Genomic DNA, 18,083 nt, shown 5'->3' on the forward strand with positions numbered 1-18,083 from the left:
GCGCCGACTTTCTGCGGTTTACCGGGTCCGCTCATCGGGATCCATAGAGATAGGTGGGCAGCCACAATGCGATCTCCGGGAAGATGTAGACCAACGCCATGGTGAGGAAGACGAGGCCGACAAAGGGAAGCGCGCCGGAGAAGATGTCGGTTAGCTTCACCTGAGGCGGCGCCACGCCCTTCAGATAGAAGGCGGCCATCGCGACCGGCGGCGTGTTGAACGCCGTCTGCGTGTTCAGTGCCACCAGGATGCCGAAGAAGATCGGATCGATGCCGTACTGGGGAAGCAGCGGCAGGAAAATCGGCACGAAGATGATGATGATCTCGGTCCATTCCAGTGGCCAACCGAGCAGAAAGATGATCAGCTGGGTCAGCAGCAGGAACTGGATCGGCGAAAGGTCCATCGAGGTGAAGAACTGCTCCACCACCGACTGTCCGCCAAGGACGGCAAACACCGCGGAAAACGTCCACGACCCGATGAACAGGTAGCAAACCATCGCGGTGGCGCGCACGGTCAGATACACGGATTCGCGCAGCATCTCGTAGTTGAGCGAACGATAGGCGGCCGCCAGAACCATGCTCATGAGGGCACCCACCGCGGCCGCCTCGGATGGCGTTGCCAAGCCAAACAGAATCGCGCCGAGCACCGAAACGATAAGCAACGCAAGTGGCAGGAATGACGTGGCAAGTGCCCAGACGACCTTGGACGTCGGCACGTCGGTCTGCTCGCGCGGCAGCTTCGGCGCGAGCGCGGGATTGATGATCGCGCGGGTCATCGCATAGAGGACGTAGAAGCCAGCGAGCAAGAATCCCGGAAAGAACGCGGCCGCATAAAGCTTGACCGCTGAAACGCCGGCGGTCGCCGCATAGACAATCAGGAGAATGCTCGGCGGAATCAGGATGCCGAGGCAGCCACCGGCGCAGACCACGCCTGCCGACAGCTTGGTGTCGTAGCCCGCTCGCAACATCGCGGGCAGGGCCAGCAGGCCCATCAGCGTGACAACGGCGCCGACAATGCCGGTGGCGGTCGCGAACATCGCGCAGGTGATCAGCGTGGCCACCGCAAGCGCGCCCGGCACGTTCTTCATCGACAATTGCAGCGAGTAGAACAGGCGGTCGAGAATGTTTGCGCGCTCGACCAGATAGCCCATGAACAGGAAGAGCGGAACCGCAACTAGAACGTCGCTGGACGTGACCTCGAACGTCTTCTGCACCAGCAGCGTGAAGATGCGATTCTGGAAGAAGTCCTGACCGGGGGTGTAGTAGGCATAGTAGCCGAACGAGACGCCCATCGCCATCAGCGTGAAGGCTATCGGGAATCCGAGCATGATGATGAAGATGAAGAGGCCCAACATCAGCATGCCGAGTTGAGGATCGGTCATGCGCCTGGTCCCTTCTCGCGCTGCGGCTCAACCGCCTGCTGCTGATGCTCGCGGATGACAAGGCTCTCGGTTTCTTCCACGTCGTGCAGGCGTTGCGGCCATCGGCCGGTGCGGATGCAAAGCACACAGCGAATGATTTCGGCGATCCCTTGCAGGAACAGAAGGAAGCCGGTGAGCGGGATCAGCGCCTTCAGCGGAAACACCGGCACGCCGGCCGGACTGAAGATGCTGACCTCGCGGAACCGCACCGACATCTGGGCGTAATTCCAGCCCGCATACATCAGCGCCCCGATCGCCGGCAGGAAGAACAGGATATACAGGACGAGGTCCATCGTTGCCTGGGTGCGCGGCGACCAGAGGCGGTAGACCACGTCGGCGCGGACATGGCCGTTGCGCGAGAGCGTATATGCGCCGGCCATCAGAAACATCGCGCCATAGGTGATGTAGCTGATGTCGAAAGCCCAAGTGGTCGGCGCACGCAGCACGTAGCGCACGAACACCTCGTAGCTGACACTCAGCGTAAGGACGAGAATCAGCCATGCAAACGCCTTGCCGACCCACGTGCTCAGCTCGTCGATGAAGAACAGAAATTTCGTCATGCGAGCCGAACTCGCTGCGAGCAATACATCCGGACGTCCCCCTAATTCTTGGGCGGCGCTTCGATCGCGCCGCCCCTCTATACGGCCTCACGCCAATCGCGCCGCGACAGTCCTCAGACCTTGAGCACGCCAGGAAAGTGATGCTCGAAGGCGCCGCGGTAGTCCGTCGCGTTATTCGTGTTGTAGTAGACCACGCGGCGCACCCATTCCTTCTGCGAGTCCATGACTTTCTTCATGAACGGATCGGAGCCGAGCTGGGCGATCAGGCCGTCCCATGCCTTGATCTGCGCGTCGAACACCGACTTCGGCGTCCGCGCGACGTTGACCTTGTCCTTGTTAATCAGCTCCTGCAGGTCCTTCGAATAATAATCCATGGCTTTCCATTCGTTGGCGGAGGACACAGCTTCGGCGGCGTACTGCAGGATCGCCTGCTGTTCCTTCGGCAGCGCGTTGAATTTCGTCCGGTTGAACATGATCTCGAAATATTCCGTCGCCTGATGATGGCTGCCCATCATGTAGTTCTTGGCGACATCCTGCGCGCCGAAGCGCCGGTCCGAGGTCGGATTGTTGAATTCGAACCCGTCGATCACGCCGCGCTCCATCGCGGGCACGATCTCGCCACCGGGTAGCTGCGCGACGGATGCACCCATCGCCTGGAAGAGATCGGCGGCCAGCCCCACCGTGCGATATTTCAAGCCTTTGAGGTCATCCGCGCTGGTGATGGGCTTCTTGAACCAACCGAGCGGCTGGGTCGGCATCGGCATGGCGAAGAAGCTCTTGATGTTGACGTTCATGATCTTGGTCTGGAGCTCCTCAAACAGCTCCTTGCCGCCGCCGTTGTGGATCCAGCCGAGGCCTTCGTTGGCGTTGAAGCCGAACACGGGGCCTGTACCGAACAGCGAGGCGGCCTTGTGCTTGCCGTACCAGTAGACAGTAACCGTGTGTGCGGCGTCGATCTGGCCGCCATGAACGCCATCGAATACCTGGAACGGATGCACGACCGAGCCGCCGACCAGATAGTCGATGCGCAGTCGACCTCCGGCCATCTCGTTGACGCGCTTCACATAGTCTTCGGCCATTTCGTTGAAGACATCGGCCTTGCCCCACGAGCCCTGCATCTTCAGGACCGCCGTTTGCGCGCGGCTGACTTGCGGCATGGCGATGGTGGCAGCGCCGGCGGCGCCGGCCGTCAGCAAGAATTTGCGACGAGTGGTTCTGATCTTTTCAGACTTTACAGTCATGGACGTCCTCCCTGGCGGCTTCGTTGTTCGAACGCGTTTCGGTGCGCGTCGATGACCGCTGGAGGTAGGCCGCATTCCAGCGACTTTGATCGAAGTTTGGACGTATTGCCGGCATCCGACAAGCTACCCGATGTCGCATTCCTTAGTCTTAGGCGATCCCATTCGAGCGTTCAGTAGTGAGATACTCACGGGCCTGTCGCGGCGCAGCAAAGATGAAGGCGAACGTCTGCATCGCGGCGTTCGCATGTTGAGTCTCGACGGGAATGTTGTGGCCGAGCCGGCTGACCGTCACGAGACCATGCCAACTCCAGTCGCCGGATGTGTGGAAGTCATCGAGATCACGGCATAGGCCAATGACCTTCCAAAGATCGGAGGAGGCGGAAACGCTCGGCGCAAGCTCCCGCACGATGTGGAGCACAAACCGCGGGTGACAGCGGGGCTGGCCGCCGGCAGCCCGCTCCTGGGCTGTCGGTCGCGGTTTAGTTGCCGTGAGCGGTCGGGCCCATGACAGGAGGCGGTATCGGCCTAGTCCGATTTCGTACCCCGCCGGGCTTCCCCTCCGCGCCGGCATGCCCTATGACGCTGCAACGCAAAAATCCCCCAAAAGACAGTCATGATCCGCCTCGACAACGTCAGCAAGCAAGCCGGCCACCAGATCCTTTTCATTGAAGCCTCCGCGGCCCTCAACAAGGGGGAGAAGATCGGCCTTGTCGGGCCGAACGGCGCCGGCAAGACCACGCTGTTCCGGATGATCGCCGGTGAGGAACTGCCCGACGAGGGGCAGGTTTCGACCGATCGCGGTATCACCATCGGCTATTTCAACCAGGACGTCGGCGAGATGTCGGGCCGCAGTGCCGTGGCCGAGGTGATGGACGGGGCCGGCCCCGTCAGCGAGGTCGCGGCCGAGCTGCGCGAGCTCGAGGCCGCCATGGCCGATCCTGACAAAGCCGACCAGATGGACGAGATCATCACCCGCTACGGCGAGGTGCAGCACCGTTTCGAGGAGCTCGACGGCTACGCGCTTGACGGCCGCGCGCGCGAAGCGCTGTCCGGCCTCGGCTTCAGCCAGGAGATGATGGACGGCGACGTCGGAAAACTCTCCGGCGGCTGGAAGATGCGCGTAGCGCTGGCGCGTATTCTTTTGATGCGCCCGGACGTGATGCTGCTCGACGAGCCGAGCAACCATCTCGATCTCGAAAGCCTGATCTGGCTGGAAAAATTCCTGCACGATTACGAAGGCACGCTGCTGATGACTTCGCATGACCGCGAGTTCATCAACCGCGTGATCTCAAAAGTGATCGAGATCGATAGCGGCTCGCTCACCACCTATACCGGCGACTACGAATTCTACGAGCAGCAGCGCGCGCAGAACGAGAAGCAGCAGCAGGCGCAGTTCGAGCGCCAGCAGGCGATGCTCGCCAAGGAGATCAAGTTCATCGAGCGCTTCAAGGCGCGCGCCTCGCATGCCGCCCAGGTGCAGAGCCGGGTGAAGAAGCTCGACAAGATCGAGCGGGTCGAGCCGCCGCGCCGCCGCCAGAGCGTGGCATTCGATTTTCCGCCGGCACCGCGTTCGGGCGAGGACGTCGTGGCGCTCAAGAACGTGCACAAGGGTTACGGAGCCAAGCGCATCTATGACGGGCTCGATTTCATGATCCGGCGCAGGGAGCGCTGGTGCGTGATGGGCGTCAACGGCGCCGGCAAGTCGACGCTGCTCAAGCTCGTTGCGGGCGCGAGCGAGCCGGACCAGGGCACGGTGGCGGTCGGCGGCAGCGTCAAGATGGGCTATTTCGCCCAGCACGCGATGGACCTGCTTGACGGCGAGCAGACGGTGTTTCAATCGCTCGAATACGCGTTTCCGACCGCGGGGCAGGGAAGCCTGCGCGCGCTCGCCGGCTGCTTCGGCTTCTCCGGCGACGACGTCGAGAAGCGCTGCCGCGTGCTGTCAGGCGGCGAGAAGGCGCGGCTGGTGATGGCCAAGATGCTGTTCGACCCGCCGAACTTCCTCGTGCTGGACGAACCGACCAACCATCTCGACCTCGCCACCAAGGAAATGCTGATCACGGCCCTTTCGGATTTCGAGGGCACCATGCTGTTCGTCTCGCATGACCGGCATTTCCTGGCGACATTGTCGAACCGGGTGCTGGAGCTGACACCGGAAGGCATCCACCAGTTCGGCGGCGGCTACACGGAATATGTTGCGCGCACCGGGCAGGAGGCGCCGGGGTTGCGGTCGTAATTGGGGGGCGGGTAGCCCGGATGGAGCGCAGCGCAATCCGGGATTCGTGCCACACGGGCAGTCGTGCGATGCGGATGGTCGCCCCGGATTACGCTTCGCTCCATCCAGGCTACGAAGTGCAGGTCGTTGGACCCGTAGCCCGGATGAAGCTCAGCGCAATCCGGGATTCGTGCCACATGGGCAGTCGTGCGATGCGGATGGTCGCCCCGGATTACGCTTCGCTTCATTCGGGCTACGAAGTGCAGGTCGTTGGACCCGTAGCCCGGATGAAGCTCAGCGCAATCCGGGATTCGTGCCACATGGGCAGTCGTGCGATGCGGATGGTCGCCCCGGATTACGCTTCGCTTCATCCGGGCTACGAAGTGCAGGTCGTTGGACCCGTAGCCCGGATGAAGCTCAGCGCAATCCGGGATTCGTGCCACACGGGCAGTCGTGCGATGCGGATGGTGGCCCCGGATTACGCTTCGCTCCATCCAGGCTACGAAGTGCAGGTTGTTGGGCCCGTAGCCCGGATGAAGCGCAGCGCAATCCGGGATCAGTCTCCACGTTCGCCGAAATTGCCTGTGATCTCGCCAACGCCTCCCCAATCGGGAGCGAGCATACCAGCCCGAACGTAGCGATGGAGCGATGAGTACGGCCAATCGACCGGTGACGCGACGAGCCCGTGCTTGACCGGATTATAATGAATGTAATCGGCGCATCGTTCGAAATCCGCATCGTCGCGGACGGTGTGCTCCCAGAAACGCTTTTGCCACAAAGCGAATTCGCCACGGTCGTTGCGGGAGATCGGGGCGCCGGACGACGCCAGCCGGTGAGTGAATAGGCTCTTGATCCGCCGCCATCTCCCGGAGAAGTCAGCGTCTTCGTCCGGGAGCGTCATGATGACGTGCAGGTGATCGGGCAGGATCACGATCGCGTCGATCTCGAATGGTCGTTCGGCCCGTGTGACGCGGAATGCGCCGCGCAGTTGGTCGACATGATCGATCAGCGCGGACGATGTTCGATCGTCCAGCGTCACGGTGAAGAAGAAGGTGCCGCCGGGAAGAAGATTGCGCCGATAGCGAACCATGCAGACCGTCCCGGATTACGCTTCGCTTCATCCGGGCTACAACCACATCGAGAGATTTGCAATCAATTCGCTCGCTTGAACGCCCCGGCCGCCCTCGCTACGCTTTTGAAAAAAAAGGGAGTGAAACGGCGATGAAGCAACTCCGGATCGGCGAGATCACCATCGACGCCGTGATCGAGCGGGAGGGGCCGTGGCGGCGGCCGCGGGATTTCTTCCCGGCCTATGACGAGGGCGTGTTCGGCCGTCATCTGCCGACGATGGAGGCCGAGGTGTTCGACGCCGCGCGCGGCATGATGGTCATCACCTACCAGACCTTTGTGGTGCGCACGCCGCGCTACACCATTTTGGTCGATACCTGCACCGGCGAGGACAAGGGCCATCCGCCGCCGTTCGATTTTCCGGGCAAGGAGCGCTGGCGCAACGAGCTGTTCGCGCTCGGCATCGGTTTTGAGCAGATCGACTACGTGTTCTGCACGCATCTGCATATCGATCACACCGGCTGGAACACGAGTTTGCGCGACGGCCGCTGGGTGCCGACATTTCCGAATGCGAAATACGTCTTTCACAAGGGTGAATACGCGGCCTGGGAAGCGGAGAACGCCAAGGGCAGCAATCCGCCCGGCAGCGTGTTTCGCGACAATTGCCTGCCGATCGTCGAAGCGGGGCAGGCGCTCTTGGTCGACGATGATTACGCGCTCGACGACACCATCACGCTGACGCCGACGCCGGGACATTCGCCCTGTCATTGCTGTGTGAACATCTTTTCGAAGGGCCAGCGCGCGGTGGTCGCGGGCGACCTCATGCATCACCAGATCCAGTGCCGCGAGCCGGACTGGTCGGCGAAGCCGGATTGGGACCCGAAGCAGTCGGCGCTCTCGCGGCGAAAATTCTTCGCCTCCGTGGCGGACACCGACACGCTGATTTTGCCGGTTCATTTCCCGGCGCCGACGGCGGGGCTGATCAAGCCGCTGGGCGACGCGTTTGATTACAAGTTCAAGCGGGAGTGAACCTCTTCACCTCGCCCCGCTTGCGGGGAGAGGTCGAATTTGCGCGAAGCGCAAATTCGGGTGAGGGGGACTCTCCTCGGGCTCAGCTGTCACCGCCCCACGGAGACTCCCCTCACCCCAACCCTCTCGGGGCGAGGGGGTAGATCGAGCGCGCCTTACGCGCTGACCTCGCACTTCTTCATAAAGCTGTTCTTGGCAGCGCCGGCGAGCGGCTTGCCGTCGGCGCTGACGGCCTTGGGCGTGCAGGCGTCGGCCTTGCACTTCTTCAGGAACGAGGTCTTGGCGGCGCCGGCGAGCGGCTTGCCGTCCTTGCCGACCGCCTTGCTCTCGCAGGTTTCTTGCGCGAAGGCCGAGCCTGCTGCAAAGGTGGCAACGATTGCAGCCAGGAAAATCCGCTTCATCATGGGTGTCTCCGTAAACCAGAAATGGCGGAGAGATTGGAGCCGGGAATCGTGGCGCAATCAAGCTGGATGAGGGCCTGCCGTCCGGTCCGGCTGGCGATTTTTTCGAGTGGGAGTTGGCAACAGGCTCGCTTCCTGTTGCACTGCTCGCTGACCGCGGCGGGCAATGCTGCTAGGCTTGGCCAGCTCAGCTGGATGGAGCATCGTGATGGACGCCGTGATCCCGAAACACTGGGAAGCCGCCGATCAGCATTCGCACCTGGTTCGGCCGCAAGACATGGAATGGCAGACGACGCGCTTTCCGGGGTGCGAGGCCAAGACGCTGCTGTTCGATCGCCGCACCGGCCTGATGACCGCCTTGATGCGATTTGCGCCGGGATCGGTGCTGCCGGATCACGAGCATGTCGGCATCGAGCAGAGCTGGGTGATCGAAGGCGCACTCGTCGACAAGGAGGGGCCGGCCAAGGGCATCGCCTGCAAGGCCGGCGAATTCATCTGGCGCGAGGCAGGCAGCCGGCATGCCGCCTGGTGTCCGGACGGGGCCCTGATCCTCGCGATCTTCCAGGTGCCGAACAAGTTCTTCGAAGCCGACGGCCGCGTGGTCGACGCCGCCGGCCAGGATTGGGACGAGACTTGGGGGCACACCGGCGCAGAGGGAACGCGGAGCGCGCGATAGGCCCCTCTGCACAGTCTAAACCTTGCCGCCGATGCTTCTGATGAGCATGGCGACCTGAACGGCGATCAAGCGCCGCATCTCCTTGCCGCTCCTGGCTGTTTCCCGCAGTCCGCGCATGCCGAACACGAGGCAGCGCGCCAAAACTTCGGGCTCGTCCGCTCCCCTTGCGGACCGCACCTGATCGCCGATGAGCTCGACGACCAGGGACTGGAAATTGTCATAGACCTGTCGGACTGCGGGGAAGCGGAGGTCGAAGAGATCGGCCGAATCCGGATGCGCCTCGACCAGGTCGAAGCCATGACATCCCCAGGATTTGCAAGCGTGGAGCAGCTTGGCGTGAAGCCCGTCGAGGCGGGCGATCGCGGCCCTGATCTCGCGATGCTTCTGCTCGTCCATTCCCTGGATGACTGCCGCGAACACCGCGTCCTTGTCGGGGAAGAGCAGGTAGAGCGCGGGCCGCGATATCCCCGCCTCAGAGGCGATGTCGCCCATCGTTGTTCGGGCGTAGCCGTAGCGCGAAAAGACCGTGGTCGCAGCCGCGACGGCAAGCTGTTCTTTCGAGGCGCGGGATTGAACCATGATCTCCCCATCAATCGTTCGCATCTTGACAAAATTTCGATAATTGTCAATTTGTCATGATTAGGAAAAGCAAGAGGGTGTTGCGAGATGAACGACGAAGCGCGACTGAGGACGTGGAACGCCTATCAGGCCGCATGGGGGCCCGTTGAGGAGAGCGAACGGCGTCGGCTGCTCGAACAGAGCGTGGCCGCCGATTGCGTGTACACGGATCCGGGTTCGCAGGTGGCGGGGCGGGAAGCCTTGATGGCCCGCATCGGGCAGACGCAGCAAAAATTTCCGGGCGCCTACTTCAGGAACGACAGCTTCCTCGAACACCACGAGCAGGCGCTTTTCCGCTGGACCATGTACGACGGCGCCGGCCGCGTCTTCGTCAAGGGCGAGAGCTTCGGCCGCTTTGGCGAAGATGGTCGCCTGGTTCAGGCGACGGGCTTCTTTGAGGTGGCGGCGGCCAACGGCTGATCGTCCGCTGCCGCTTGAGATGGGTCCGCCGTGTCTCGGCTCTGCGTCAGGTCCCGCGCGCCAGCAGGGCCTTGAAGTCGGCTCGCGCGCGCTGCGCCTCGGCACGCGCCACGTCCGAGGCGTCGCCCATGCCGAAATAGCCGTGGATCAGGCCGGGGCCCTCGTGATGCTTGACCCGCACGCCGGCGGCCTCCAGCGCCCGCGCATAGGCAGCGCCCTCGTCGCGCAGGGGATCGAACCAGGCGGTGGTCACGACCGCGGGTGCAAGGCCTGCAAGTGAGGCGGCCCGCAGCGGCGAGACACGCCAGTCCAGGGCATGGCCGGGATCGGCGAGATAATGGCCGCAAAACCATTCCATCGTGGCACGCGTCAGAAAGTAGCCCTCGGCATTCTCGGCGCGTGAGGGATAGCGCGCGTTCTCGCGCACGTCGGCGTAAGCGCCGAGGATGTCGGTCACGGGGTAGACCAGCAATTGCGCGGCGAGCTTGATGCCAGCATCGCGGCAGGCGATCGCAGTGGTCGCGGCGAGATTGCCGCCGGCGCTGTCGCCGGCAACGCCGAGGCGTTTTGCGTCGCCGCCAAATTCCGCGACGCGGTCAAAGATATCACTCACGGCGTCGAAGGCGTCCTCGAACGCGCCCGGAAAGCGCGTCTCCGGCGGGCGGCGATAGTCGACGGAGATAACGACGGCGCCGGTTTCGATCGCAAGGTTGCGCGCCTGCCGGTCATGGGTCTCGAGGTCGCCCGCGACCCAGCCGCCACCGTGAAAGAACACCACGGTTGGCGCGGGCGTGCTGCCGATCCGGTAGACGCGTGCAGGAAGCGGGCCGGCGCCACCTTTCACCTTGATGTCCTCGACGCTGGCGACGGGCGGCGGCGGGATGGCGGCGCGCGAAGCAGCCAGTGCGCGCAAGGAATCGCGGGCGCTCTGTGGCGTCATGACCGTGGGATCGCGCATCGGCATGAGCGGAATGATCTGGGCGATGACGGGATCGAGTGGCGCGGCCATGGTTGCGGTCCTCCAGGGTTCTTGGTCTTGCTTGCCGCTTAGCATAGATTTTGCGCGCCGCATCGGCAACCGGCCGTGTCGTCAGGCCGGTGGATGAAGGGCGGGGAGGCTTTAGAGGGTGGAATTCGAAACGCTGGTCTAGTCATGCCGCAGCGTGCGTGGCTTCAAGAACGAGCCGGGTCGATCTCGGTGCGCCCTGTTGCGGCATCGTGCTCGCGGCGCGGGACCGCGGTCTCGGCTCTGTCACCAACGGGCAGGGCATCATGCGCTCCGACATCGTGCGCGAGGTCGCGAAAAATTCCGGAGGACGAGATGATCATGACCTGCGTCGCGATGGGCTATCCCGACGACGACTCGCCGCGAACGCCGTTCGCTCGGACCGCGAGCCTAACGAAGAGTTCGTGCGCTACGTGGGTTTTGCCGATTAGCATGATGAAGAGGAGATTATTCTCTCGCAAATTTTTTGGTGCGGAGTCGTTCGCGGCCTCTTGCAATCTCGAAGATGCGGGAGGAACAATATGCAGACTGAGAGGTTTGTTGCTGGCGCGAGGGAATTGACATGCGGCGGCTGGCTAGCCTGGTTCGATGGTTCTTCGGCCCGCGGCTGCGGCGCCCCATCGAGGCTGATCCAAGTCTTCCTTTCACACCCGAAGAGTTCGGCCGGCTGATTCGCAGCGGCCGGCATGAGGACATGAAGCTGCTGGCCGACGGCCTGGCCTGCCGGTCCATCCCGCACCGCGCCAGCCATCGCGCGACCCATTAGGGTGCGTTCGAGACGGGTCTGTCGCGCTCACCGCGTGAGCGCGACCTGCTTGAATGAGTGGACCAGAGCCTTCTCCAGCTTCCCATTCATCCCGCACAAGACGTTGTAGGCCTCCGCGCGCGGCATGGTCGGCTTGTAGTGCCGGCGCTCGATCAGCGCCGCGAAGATGTCCGAGATGGTCAAAATCCGCACGATGTCGCCAATGCTCTCGGCGCAGAGCGCATCGGGATAGCCGCTGCCGTCGAGGTACTCGTGATGATGACGAACGGCATCGAGAATTTCCGGTGAAATCTTGTCGTGCCCTTTCAGAAACGCGTGGCCCGCGGCTGGATGGGTCTCGATCAGGGCACGTTCCTCCGCATCGAGGCGGCCCGGCTTGTCGAGAATGGCCAGCGGAATCTGCGCCTTGCCGATGTCGTGGAACATGGCTGCCGAGTACAGACGCTCCAGATCGGCTCTTCCGACACCGAGGCTCAGGCCGAAGTCGATGGCGAGGCCGGTCACGAGCAGGCAGTGCTGATAGGTTCCCTCGTGGTGGCGCCGTACCGTCGAGAGCCATTCCGAAAGACCTCGCTCGGTTATGCGATCGGCGATCTGGCGGCCGGCCTCCTTGGTGCCGTCTATGTCAAGAGGTTGGCCCAGGGTCACAGCCGTGAACATCGATGCGACAGCGGTCGCCGCCGCCTCGACGGCGTTGTCGGACCGTGACATCCCGCCCGGCGCGGCGGAGGACGGATTCGCCGGATCGCACAGCGCAGACAGTAGTTTGGGCCGGTTGATCGTACCGGACAGGACGTGCGTCGCCCCGAGCGCGTAGGCTTGCGAGATACCGACGTGAGAGCTGTGCTCGAGGAGAAATATCCGCTTCTTCGCCTTGGCGAGCTTGCCAGCCCGTCTCTTGAGGGCGGCGATATTGTCGACGTCGCGCAGGTCCGCGCGGATGACGATGGCGGCGGGCACCTGCGACAGCTTGGCTTCGGCGTCCAGCCGTTCGCCGGCGATGGCGAAACGGTCCTCAAGGATCGTGCAGACGCCGGCCAGCCTGTCGGACGTATCCGCCAGCACATGCACGAAGGAGCGGGCCGCTTCCTTCTCGCGGATGCCGTCCGCGTTGACGGGGCTGAGGATGGTTCGCGCGTTCTGCACGGCTCGACCTGGACTATCGTGGATTGCAATAATTGGGATGAATTGTTGGCCTATTTGCTTCGGGCGACGGTCTGCGTAGCAGCCGAGGGTGCGCTCGCCGGCTTCTTTTTGCCGTCAGCGGTGACGAAGTGAATGCCGGCCGTGGTGCCATCGATCCAGACCAACTCGCAGCGCCGATAGGCGAGCCCGGTCGACGACAGCAGCATGAAGAATTCCTTGGCCTGCAGCACGTCCAGCGTGCCCTCGACCTCGACCTTTGCGCCTGTCTGCGACACGTCGAGCAGAACGCAGCTGCGCCGCCATGTGCCGTCAGAGCCCATCAGATTGACGGCCTGCCTGTGGTCCATCCGCACGCGCGCCGCTTTGCGGCCGTCGAACTTCATCGGCTACCCCCCGTTTTTGCGCCGCGATCTCGCCGACTGCTCTCCTTGACGCTTGCGGCGATTTCCCCCCATCGCACCGTCCACTGACTGGTCGACAGAAGCAGCGTCTCGAAAACGTGTTGTGCGCGTTCGCGCTCGGTAAAGGAAAGCCTGGTGCCGCTGCGGTTGCTCAGGATGGCAAGCGTGGTCTGCCAGTTCAGCCGCGACGCCCGGCAGGCCATCACCAGGCCTTCGCAATCGCCGTCGGTCATGACGTGCTCGACGATCTCGATGGGGGTCCCCGAAAGCACCGACAAGGCGGTGAACAAATTGGCGGTCTCGCCGCGGATCGCGAAGCGGTTCACCGCAGAATCGTTGAGCTTGCCGATGCGGTTGAGCGCGACGATCTCCGGCCGTGCGCTTGCATAGCCGGCCGCGCTAGGCAGCTTGGGCACGATCGGCGCTGCCGCTCGAGGACACGAGACGGTGGAAGCCTTTGGCTCCGCGCGAGCGTCGGGGGCCGGCGAGGCCGGCAGCAATTTCCGCAGGACCGGATCTGGCGTGCCTGGTCTGAGCGCCAGGGCCTTCGTGAGTTCGTCATCGCTTGCGCACGTTTCAACGAGCGCGACGTAGGCGGCATCGGAGAACCGCGCCCCTGCGTTGCTGATCAGCGCAAGGTGAACGGCGCGGCCGCCGCGCTTGATGAGCGTCTCGGTCAATCGGGGTTCGATGCGCGCTCGGACAGCGATCGCGAGTTGCTGCGGTCCGCCGCTCGAAATCGCGATTGTTTCGAGATCGGACGTGGAGAGCGCCTGCGATTTGAGCAGAACGGGGCAGGCCACGCCGGGATCGTCGTGTAAGGCAAGACGTTGCAGGGTCTTCGGCGGAGCCACTTTGAGCTCGGCAAGCGCCGCGCCGAGTTGAATCAATGCGCTGGCCTCGACCCGCTCCGTCAATCGAAGCAGGACGCCGTCGACCACACTGGCCAGCAATTCCTGAGGCCGGTCGCGGCTGCCGGTGAGCAGCTGCAAAATGCCTTCGAGGATGCGAGCGCAGCGGTCCAGCGGGCAAGTTGCGACCGCATCCTCCAACTCGACCAAAATATCAGCAGGCGAATTTGCCATCATGGCAGGAGCCTGAAATAAAATAGCTATACGATTTAACGAGCTTTATTGGGCCTCAAAGATGTTAATTTTTAATTTTGAGAATTAAATCCCAGAGTATTATACACCGCGGCATTTCGGGAAATGCTATCGAAAATCGGCAAGGCTCGACGTCCCGGCTTGTCCTTTCAGTTGGACCCTTCCCAATTGATCAGGACACGTTAGGATTGATTCTTCAGGTCCGACGAGAAACCAAAAAGGGGAAGCGGATCGGCACCGTTGCCGGATGCGCGTCGATTGCGACACCGGGTTTCGTATTTTCATGAACAGCATTGATGACGTGCCCAGGCTGGCACTCAAGACATTTCGTTTTTCAGACGTCGACGAATTTCGAAGCGCCATACGCGGGCTGAATTTCGAGTTCACGCCTTTCGTACGGAAGATTTCGTCTGAGCAGACAATTCTGTCGTTGCCCGGGTGCGACGTGAATTTGACGTGCGCGTTTCCCCGGGTCGTTGATGCACAGCTCGTCGGGAATTGCACGGCGATCGGCTTCACGATGGACGACCTCAACGTCCCCATTCGCTTCAATGGCTCGCAACGTGCGCGCCCGGCCGTGGTCATCGGCAGCGGCGGCGCGGCCTACACCGTCATCGAGGAGGTGCAGCGGCAAATCGCCTCAGTGGTTTTCAGCCCGGAGGTGAGGGACCGCGGCTGGCCCAGAGCTTCCCAGACCTTCAAGATTTTCGAAACGAGTGCCGCTGGCCTGGACCGGCTGCGCAGTGTGGTGCGTGAGGTGCTGGCCGCGGCCTCAGAGCCCGTCGAGGCGTCAGATCTCCCGGTCAAGGCAAGAGCAATGAAGGAATCCCTGCTCGCGGCCGTCGACCACGTGTTGGGAGATGTCGTTTCGGTCCGCTGGACGCTGCGCCCCAATGACGAGCGGAACTTCAGGATGTTCCGGGATATCAGTGCGCTACTGTCCGATGACCTCTCGCAGCCGATCTACAGCGAGGAGATTGCCCGCAAGCTCGGACTGTCCGTCCGCACCATGCACGACGTCATCCGCCGCTATCGCGGCATGAGCCTGCACCGTTACTTGCGCCTGCGCCGGCTGTGGCTGGTGCGCCGACGGCTGCTCGCCGGCGCCGACAGCGTCAAGGCGGTGGCGCTTGCGTTCGGCTTCTGGCATCTCAGCGATTTCTCCCGAAGTTACCGCGACCAGTTTGGCGAGACGCCGTCGCAAACGCTGGAGCGCGGACGCGGGCGATAGTTGACGGATCGAGTAGGGCCGGACGCCGGTTTTGTGCTACCATCCGGCCATGAGCAATCGCATCCTCGTCCTCTACGGTTCCTACCGTTCCGACCGCATGGGCATCCGCCTTGCGAATTTCGTCATCAACCGGCTGCGCGCGCGGGGCGACGATGTCACCTTGATCGACGCCAAGGCGATCGGCCTGCCGATGCTCGATCGCATGTACAAGGAGTATCCGAAGGGGTCGGCACCCGAAGCGTTGGAGATTCTGGCCGGACAGATCCGCGACGCCGACGGATTCGTCTTCGTCACCGGCGAGTACAATTGGGGCATCCAGCCCGGCCTGAAGAATCTCACCGACCACTTCCTCGAAGAGTGGTTCTGGCGACCGGCCGCGATCGTGAGCTATTCCGCCGGCCGCTTCTCGGGCGCGCGCGCCGCGACCGCCTGGCACGGCACGCTGTCGGAGATGGGCATGGTGGTGGTGTCGAGCACCATCGGGGTCGGCCCGATCGCACAGACATTGTCGGCCGACGGCGAGCCGATCGGTGATGGCGGCAAGGCCCTGGAGCGCGCGTTCCCGCGCTTTGCCGACGATCTCGCCTGGTGGATCGAGGCGGCGAAGGCGCAGCGGGCGCGCAAGGCGCCGCCTTATTGAACTTGTCTACGCCGCCCTGACTTCGCCGAGGAAGCGGTCGAACTGGCCGGCGAGATCGCGCGACTGGGTCGAGAGCTGCTCGGCGGCGCCGAGCACTTCCCTTGCGGCCGCGCCGGTATCGTCGGCGGCCCGCTGCACGCCTGCGATGTTGGTGTTCACCTCCTGGGTGCCGCGGGCGGCCTCCTGGACGCTGCGGGCGATCTCCTTGGTCGCCGAGCCCTGCTCCTCGATCGCTGCGGCGATCGCGGTGCCGATCTGGTCGATCTCGCCGATGACGTCGGCCACGTTGCGGATCGCGGCCACTGTCTCGTCGCTCGCGGTCTGGATCGCCGTGATCTGCTCGGAGATTTCGGTGGTGGCCTTGGCGGTCTGGCCCGCCAGCGATTTCACCTCGGAGGCGACCACGGCAAAGCCGCGGCCGGCCTCACCGGCGCGGGCGGCCTCGATGGTCGCGTTCAGCGCGAGCAGATTGGTCTGCTCGGCAATGCTCTGGATCAGCGTGACGACGTCGCCGATCTTCTGCGCGCCCTCGGCGAGGGTGCGTGCGGTGTCGCCGGTGCGGCGGGCGTTCTCGACGGCGCGGGCCGCGATCTCGGTGGATTGAGCGACCTGACGACCAATCTCGGAGATCGAGGAGGTCAGCTCCTCGGTGGCGCTGGCGACGGTCTGCACGTTGGTCGAGGTCTGCTCCGAGGCTGTGGCGACGACCGCGGCCTGGCTGTTGGTCTGGGCCGCCGTCGAAGTCATCGACTGGGCCGTGCTTTCCATGGTCGAGGAGGCCCGGGACAGGCCGCCGACGAGCTCGGTGACCTTGGCCTCGAACGCGCGGGTGAGTTCGTCGAGCGCCTGGGCGCGGCGCATCTTGCCGTCGTTCTCGGCCTGCTTCTCGGCCGCGAGCCGGTCGGCCCGGATCATGTTGTCCTTGAAGACCTGGACGGCGGCAGCCATCGCCCCGATCTCGTCGGAGCGCTCGGCGCCCGGGATGCTGTCCGCAACCTCGCCCTCGGCAAGCCGCGACATCCGGCTCGTCAGGCCGACGATCGGCGCGCAGACGCGGCGGCGAACCATCACGATGAGGCCGACGCTCGCGACGAGCACGGCGGCAAGGCCTGCAAGCGCGATGGTGAAGCTGGTGCGCGCGGCCGAGGAGGCGCCGGCGAGGATCTGCTCGGCATTGTCATAGAACGCGTCGCGGACCTCGATGATGGTGCCGAGGCCGCGCTGCGTGGCGGCGTAATAGGTGTCCATATCGTGTTCGTACTTGCCGCTGACGGCGCCGTCCTTGACGAGCTTGAGCTCGCGGCCGAATTCCTCGACATAGATCGAATTGAACTTTTCCAGTGCGGTGGCGACGTTCGCCGGCGTTGCCGGATTGCCGCGCAACTCCAGAAGGGCCATCACGAGTTGGTCGTTGCGGCCCTGCGAGCGGCCGATGTCGGCCTTCTCGGCATCGGTCGCCGGCTTCTTGCCGCCGACGAGGTTCTTGTGCAGGCTCGAGTTGAAGCCGCCGACGTCGCGTAGCGTCATGGCGGTATTGGCGTAGCTGGCCTGCCGGTAGGCGTCGCCGTTCAGGATCGCCATGCGGCGGACCTGCTCGTTCAGCAGCGCGGTCACGCCGCTGTTGAGCACGGCATTGTCTGCGACGATCTTCTTGGCTGCGTCCTTGCGGGTCTCCGCCGGCCCGGTGAGCGCCTTGTCGATGGCCTCGCGCAAGGCGGTGAATTTCGCATTGATGCCATCGATGTTGCTGCCGACGCTGTTGCCGTCGTCGAACGAGCCGGGCAGCTTCTTGCGCAGCGCGTTCATCCTGTCGCGGGCGCCGTCGGTCTGCTTGCGCAGCTTGTTCTGTTCGGCGAGCAGTGCAGGGTCGATCGTGGCGGGGCCGTAGAGGATGTTGGTGGAGAAGCCGCGCTCGGGGTTGAGATAGCGCGGGATGTCGCTGGCGGCGCGGACGATCGCCAGGCGGCCTTGCGCCTCGCCGATCCGCTCCATCGTCTGGTACTTGGTCACGGCGACGTAGACGGCGAGGCCGCCGCCCACGGTCGAGAGCGAGACGATGGCGGTGGTCAGCAGCGTTCCGATTTTCATGATCTGTCCGGCAATTGGCGCGGGGAGAAAGATATTCTCCGGAAAATAGACAGA

Annotated in this window: 20 protein-coding genes; 8 read left to right on the top strand and 12 right to left on the bottom strand. The window is 63.5% G+C overall.

The annotated features are described in order from the left end of the window. Window positions 1-31: 31 nt before the first annotated feature. The 4 genes from GGD65_RS00230 to GGD65_RS00245 all read right to left on the bottom strand — a co-directional run bounded on the left by GGD65_RS00230 (window position 32) and on the right by GGD65_RS00245 (window position 3,639). Window positions 32-1,381: a TRAP transporter large permease subunit gene (locus tag GGD65_RS00230; RefSeq protein ID WP_018322911.1), complete on the bottom strand. Its 1,350-nt coding sequence runs from the start codon at window positions 1,379-1,381 to the stop codon at window positions 32-34. Further along, window positions 1,378-1,980 carry a TRAP transporter small permease subunit gene (locus GGD65_RS00235; RefSeq protein WP_183234097.1) on the bottom strand — a complete coding sequence of 201 codons (603 nt, stop codon included), beginning with the start codon at window positions 1,978-1,980 and terminating at the stop codon, window positions 1,378-1,380. Before GGD65_RS00235 ends, GGD65_RS00230 begins: the two co-directional genes overlap by 4 nt. A 113-nt stretch (window positions 1,981-2,093) precedes the next feature. Next, on the bottom strand, window positions 2,094-3,221 hold the full coding sequence (locus GGD65_RS00240; RefSeq protein WP_183234098.1) for a TRAP transporter substrate-binding protein: 1,128 nt from the start codon (window positions 3,219-3,221) through the stop codon (window positions 2,094-2,096). Window positions 3,222-3,369: 148 nt separating this feature from the next. Continuing rightward, window positions 3,370-3,639 (bottom strand): hypothetical protein, encoded by a 270-nt coding sequence (locus GGD65_RS00245; RefSeq protein WP_183234099.1) that lies wholly within the window; start codon window positions 3,637-3,639, stop codon window positions 3,370-3,372. Window positions 3,640-3,834: 195 nt separating this feature from the next. Between GGD65_RS00245 and GGD65_RS00250 the strand changes: the two genes are divergently transcribed. After that, window positions 3,835-5,457: an ABC-F family ATP-binding cassette domain-containing protein gene (locus GGD65_RS00250; protein WP_028144936.1), complete on the top strand. Its 1,623-nt coding sequence runs from the start codon at window positions 3,835-3,837 to the stop codon at window positions 5,455-5,457. 535 nt (window positions 5,458-5,992) lie between these two features. On the opposite strand, the gene GGD65_RS00255 is transcribed toward GGD65_RS00250, so the two are convergent. Beyond that, window positions 5,993-6,526: an REP-associated tyrosine transposase gene (locus tag GGD65_RS00255; protein WP_179730647.1), complete on the bottom strand. Its 534-nt coding sequence runs from the start codon at window positions 6,524-6,526 to the stop codon at window positions 5,993-5,995. 131 nt (window positions 6,527-6,657) lie between these two features. Between GGD65_RS00255 and GGD65_RS00260 the strand changes: the two genes are divergently transcribed. Continuing rightward, window positions 6,658-7,533 (top strand): MBL fold metallo-hydrolase, encoded by an 876-nt coding sequence (locus GGD65_RS00260; RefSeq protein ID WP_183234100.1) that lies wholly within the window; start codon window positions 6,658-6,660, stop codon window positions 7,531-7,533. A gap of 155 nt (window positions 7,534-7,688) precedes the next feature. Here the strand turns inward: GGD65_RS00260 and GGD65_RS00265 are convergent, their stop codons facing one another. Continuing rightward, entirely contained in the window at window positions 7,689-7,937 is a 249-nt protein-coding gene (locus tag GGD65_RS00265; RefSeq protein ID WP_018322918.1) for a hypothetical protein, read from the bottom strand. A 205-nt stretch (window positions 7,938-8,142) separates the two neighbouring features. Here GGD65_RS00265 and GGD65_RS00270 point away from each other — a divergent pair, with 205 nt between their 5' ends. Then, complete coding sequence (locus tag GGD65_RS00270; protein ID WP_183234101.1) at window positions 8,143-8,610, top strand: cupin domain-containing protein; 468 nt, start codon at window positions 8,143-8,145, stop codon at window positions 8,608-8,610. Window positions 8,611-8,625: 15 nt separating this feature from the next. Here the strand turns inward: GGD65_RS00270 and GGD65_RS00275 are convergent, their stop codons facing one another. Beyond that, window positions 8,626-9,189, bottom strand: coding sequence for a TetR/AcrR family transcriptional regulator (locus GGD65_RS00275; protein ID WP_018322920.1), 564 nt, complete (start codon window positions 9,187-9,189; stop codon window positions 8,626-8,628). An 87-nt stretch (window positions 9,190-9,276) separates the two neighbouring features. Between GGD65_RS00275 and GGD65_RS00280 the strand changes: the two genes are divergently transcribed. After that, the gene (locus tag GGD65_RS00280) at window positions 9,277-9,648 is read left to right on the top strand and encodes a nuclear transport factor 2 family protein (protein WP_018322921.1); all 372 of its coding nucleotides are present in this window, start codon (window positions 9,277-9,279) and stop codon (window positions 9,646-9,648) included. A 46-nt stretch (window positions 9,649-9,694) separates the two neighbouring features. Here the strand turns inward: GGD65_RS00280 and GGD65_RS00285 are convergent, their stop codons facing one another. Further along, window positions 9,695-10,657, bottom strand: coding sequence for an alpha/beta hydrolase (locus tag GGD65_RS00285; protein WP_183234102.1), 963 nt, complete (start codon window positions 10,655-10,657; stop codon window positions 9,695-9,697). 263 nt (window positions 10,658-10,920) lie between these two features. On the opposite strand from GGD65_RS00285, the gene GGD65_RS00290 reads away from it, so the two are divergent. Together GGD65_RS00290 and GGD65_RS00295 are read left to right on the top strand one after the other, a co-directional pair. Then, a complete protein-coding gene (locus tag GGD65_RS00290) occupies window positions 10,921-11,085 on the top strand; it encodes a hypothetical protein (RefSeq protein WP_246783173.1) in 165 nt (54 codons plus the stop codon). A gap of 131 nt (window positions 11,086-11,216) precedes the next feature. After that, entirely contained in the window at window positions 11,217-11,420 is a 204-nt protein-coding gene (locus tag GGD65_RS00295; RefSeq protein ID WP_183234103.1) for a hypothetical protein, read from the top strand. 27 nt (window positions 11,421-11,447) lie between these two features. On the opposite strand, the gene GGD65_RS00300 is transcribed toward GGD65_RS00295, so the two are convergent. From GGD65_RS00300 to GGD65_RS00310, 3 genes are read right to left on the bottom strand one after another with little or no spacing between them, the layout of a single operon-like run. Further along, window positions 11,448-12,566, bottom strand: a complete 1,119-nt coding sequence (locus GGD65_RS00300; RefSeq protein ID WP_183234104.1) for an HD-GYP domain-containing protein — start codon at window positions 12,564-12,566, stop codon at window positions 11,448-11,450. Window positions 12,567-12,616: 50 nt separating this feature from the next. Continuing rightward, window positions 12,617-12,949, bottom strand: a complete 333-nt coding sequence (locus GGD65_RS00305) for a PilZ domain-containing protein (RefSeq protein ID WP_028144927.1) — start codon at window positions 12,947-12,949, stop codon at window positions 12,617-12,619. Then, a complete protein-coding gene (locus GGD65_RS00310) occupies window positions 12,946-14,055 on the bottom strand; it encodes a DUF2336 domain-containing protein (protein WP_183234105.1) in 1,110 nt (369 codons plus the stop codon). The genes GGD65_RS00305 and GGD65_RS00310 overlap by 4 nt, the downstream gene beginning before the upstream one ends. Before the next feature lie 298 nt (window positions 14,056-14,353). On the opposite strand from GGD65_RS00310, the gene GGD65_RS00315 reads away from it, so the two are divergent. Both GGD65_RS00315 and GGD65_RS00320 read left to right on the top strand, forming a co-directional pair. Next, complete coding sequence (locus GGD65_RS00315; protein ID WP_183234106.1) at window positions 14,354-15,301, top strand: AraC family transcriptional regulator; 948 nt, start codon at window positions 14,354-14,356, stop codon at window positions 15,299-15,301. Window positions 15,302-15,350: 49 nt separating this feature from the next. Next, window positions 15,351-15,941, top strand: coding sequence for an NADPH-dependent FMN reductase (locus tag GGD65_RS00320; RefSeq protein ID WP_092261990.1), 591 nt, complete (start codon window positions 15,351-15,353; stop codon window positions 15,939-15,941). Between the two features lie 6 nt (window positions 15,942-15,947). Here the strand turns inward: GGD65_RS00320 and GGD65_RS00325 are convergent, their stop codons facing one another. Then, on the bottom strand, window positions 15,948-18,029 hold the full coding sequence (locus GGD65_RS00325; protein ID WP_183234107.1) for a methyl-accepting chemotaxis protein: 2,082 nt from the start codon (window positions 18,027-18,029) through the stop codon (window positions 15,948-15,950). Window positions 18,030-18,083 lie beyond the last annotated feature (54 nt).

Source organism: Bradyrhizobium sp. CIR18 (genome assembly GCF_014198295.1).
Classification (GTDB): domain Bacteria; phylum Pseudomonadota; class Alphaproteobacteria; order Rhizobiales; family Xanthobacteraceae; genus Bradyrhizobium.

Bases quoted from the DNA above. Each gene is read 5' to 3' on its own strand.
- GGD65_RS00230 (WP_018322911.1), bottom strand. From the start codon at position 1,381: ATGACCGATCCTCAACTCGGCATGCTGATGTTGGGCCTCTTCATCTTC.
- GGD65_RS00235 (WP_183234097.1), bottom strand. From the start codon at position 1,980: ATGACGAAATTTCTGTTCTTCATCGACGAGCTGAGCACGTGGGTCGGC.
- GGD65_RS00240 (WP_183234098.1), bottom strand. From the start codon at position 3,221: ATGACTGTAAAGTCTGAAAAGATCAGAACCACTCGTCGCAAATTCTTG.
- GGD65_RS00250 (WP_028144936.1), top strand. From the start codon at position 3,835: ATGATCCGCCTCGACAACGTCAGCAAGCAAGCCGGCCACCAGATCCTT.
- GGD65_RS00255 (WP_179730647.1), bottom strand. From the start codon at position 6,526: ATGGTTCGCTATCGGCGCAATCTTCTTCCCGGCGGCACCTTCTTCTTC.
- GGD65_RS00260 (WP_183234100.1), top strand. From the start codon at position 6,658: ATGAAGCAACTCCGGATCGGCGAGATCACCATCGACGCCGTGATCGAG.
- GGD65_RS00265 (WP_018322918.1), bottom strand. From the start codon at position 7,937: ATGATGAAGCGGATTTTCCTGGCTGCAATCGTTGCCACCTTTGCAGCA.
- GGD65_RS00270 (WP_183234101.1), top strand. From the start codon at position 8,143: ATGGACGCCGTGATCCCGAAACACTGGGAAGCCGCCGATCAGCATTCG.
- GGD65_RS00275 (WP_018322920.1), bottom strand. From the start codon at position 9,189: ATGGTTCAATCCCGCGCCTCGAAAGAACAGCTTGCCGTCGCGGCTGCG.
- GGD65_RS00280 (WP_018322921.1), top strand. From the start codon at position 9,277: ATGAACGACGAAGCGCGACTGAGGACGTGGAACGCCTATCAGGCCGCA.
- GGD65_RS00285 (WP_183234102.1), bottom strand. From the start codon at position 10,657: ATGGCCGCGCCACTCGATCCCGTCATCGCCCAGATCATTCCGCTCATG.
- GGD65_RS00290 (WP_246783173.1), top strand. From the start codon at position 10,921: ATGCGCTCCGACATCGTGCGCGAGGTCGCGAAAAATTCCGGAGGACGA.
- GGD65_RS00295 (WP_183234103.1), top strand. From the start codon at position 11,217: ATGCGGCGGCTGGCTAGCCTGGTTCGATGGTTCTTCGGCCCGCGGCTG.
- GGD65_RS00305 (WP_028144927.1), bottom strand. From the start codon at position 12,949: ATGAAGTTCGACGGCCGCAAAGCGGCGCGCGTGCGGATGGACCACAGG.
- GGD65_RS00310 (WP_183234105.1), bottom strand. From the start codon at position 14,055: ATGATGGCAAATTCGCCTGCTGATATTTTGGTCGAGTTGGAGGATGCG.
- GGD65_RS00315 (WP_183234106.1), top strand. From the start codon at position 14,354: ATGAACAGCATTGATGACGTGCCCAGGCTGGCACTCAAGACATTTCGT.
- GGD65_RS00320 (WP_092261990.1), top strand. From the start codon at position 15,351: ATGAGCAATCGCATCCTCGTCCTCTACGGTTCCTACCGTTCCGACCGC.
- GGD65_RS00325 (WP_183234107.1), bottom strand. From the start codon at position 18,029: ATGAAAATCGGAACGCTGCTGACCACCGCCATCGTCTCGCTCTCGACC.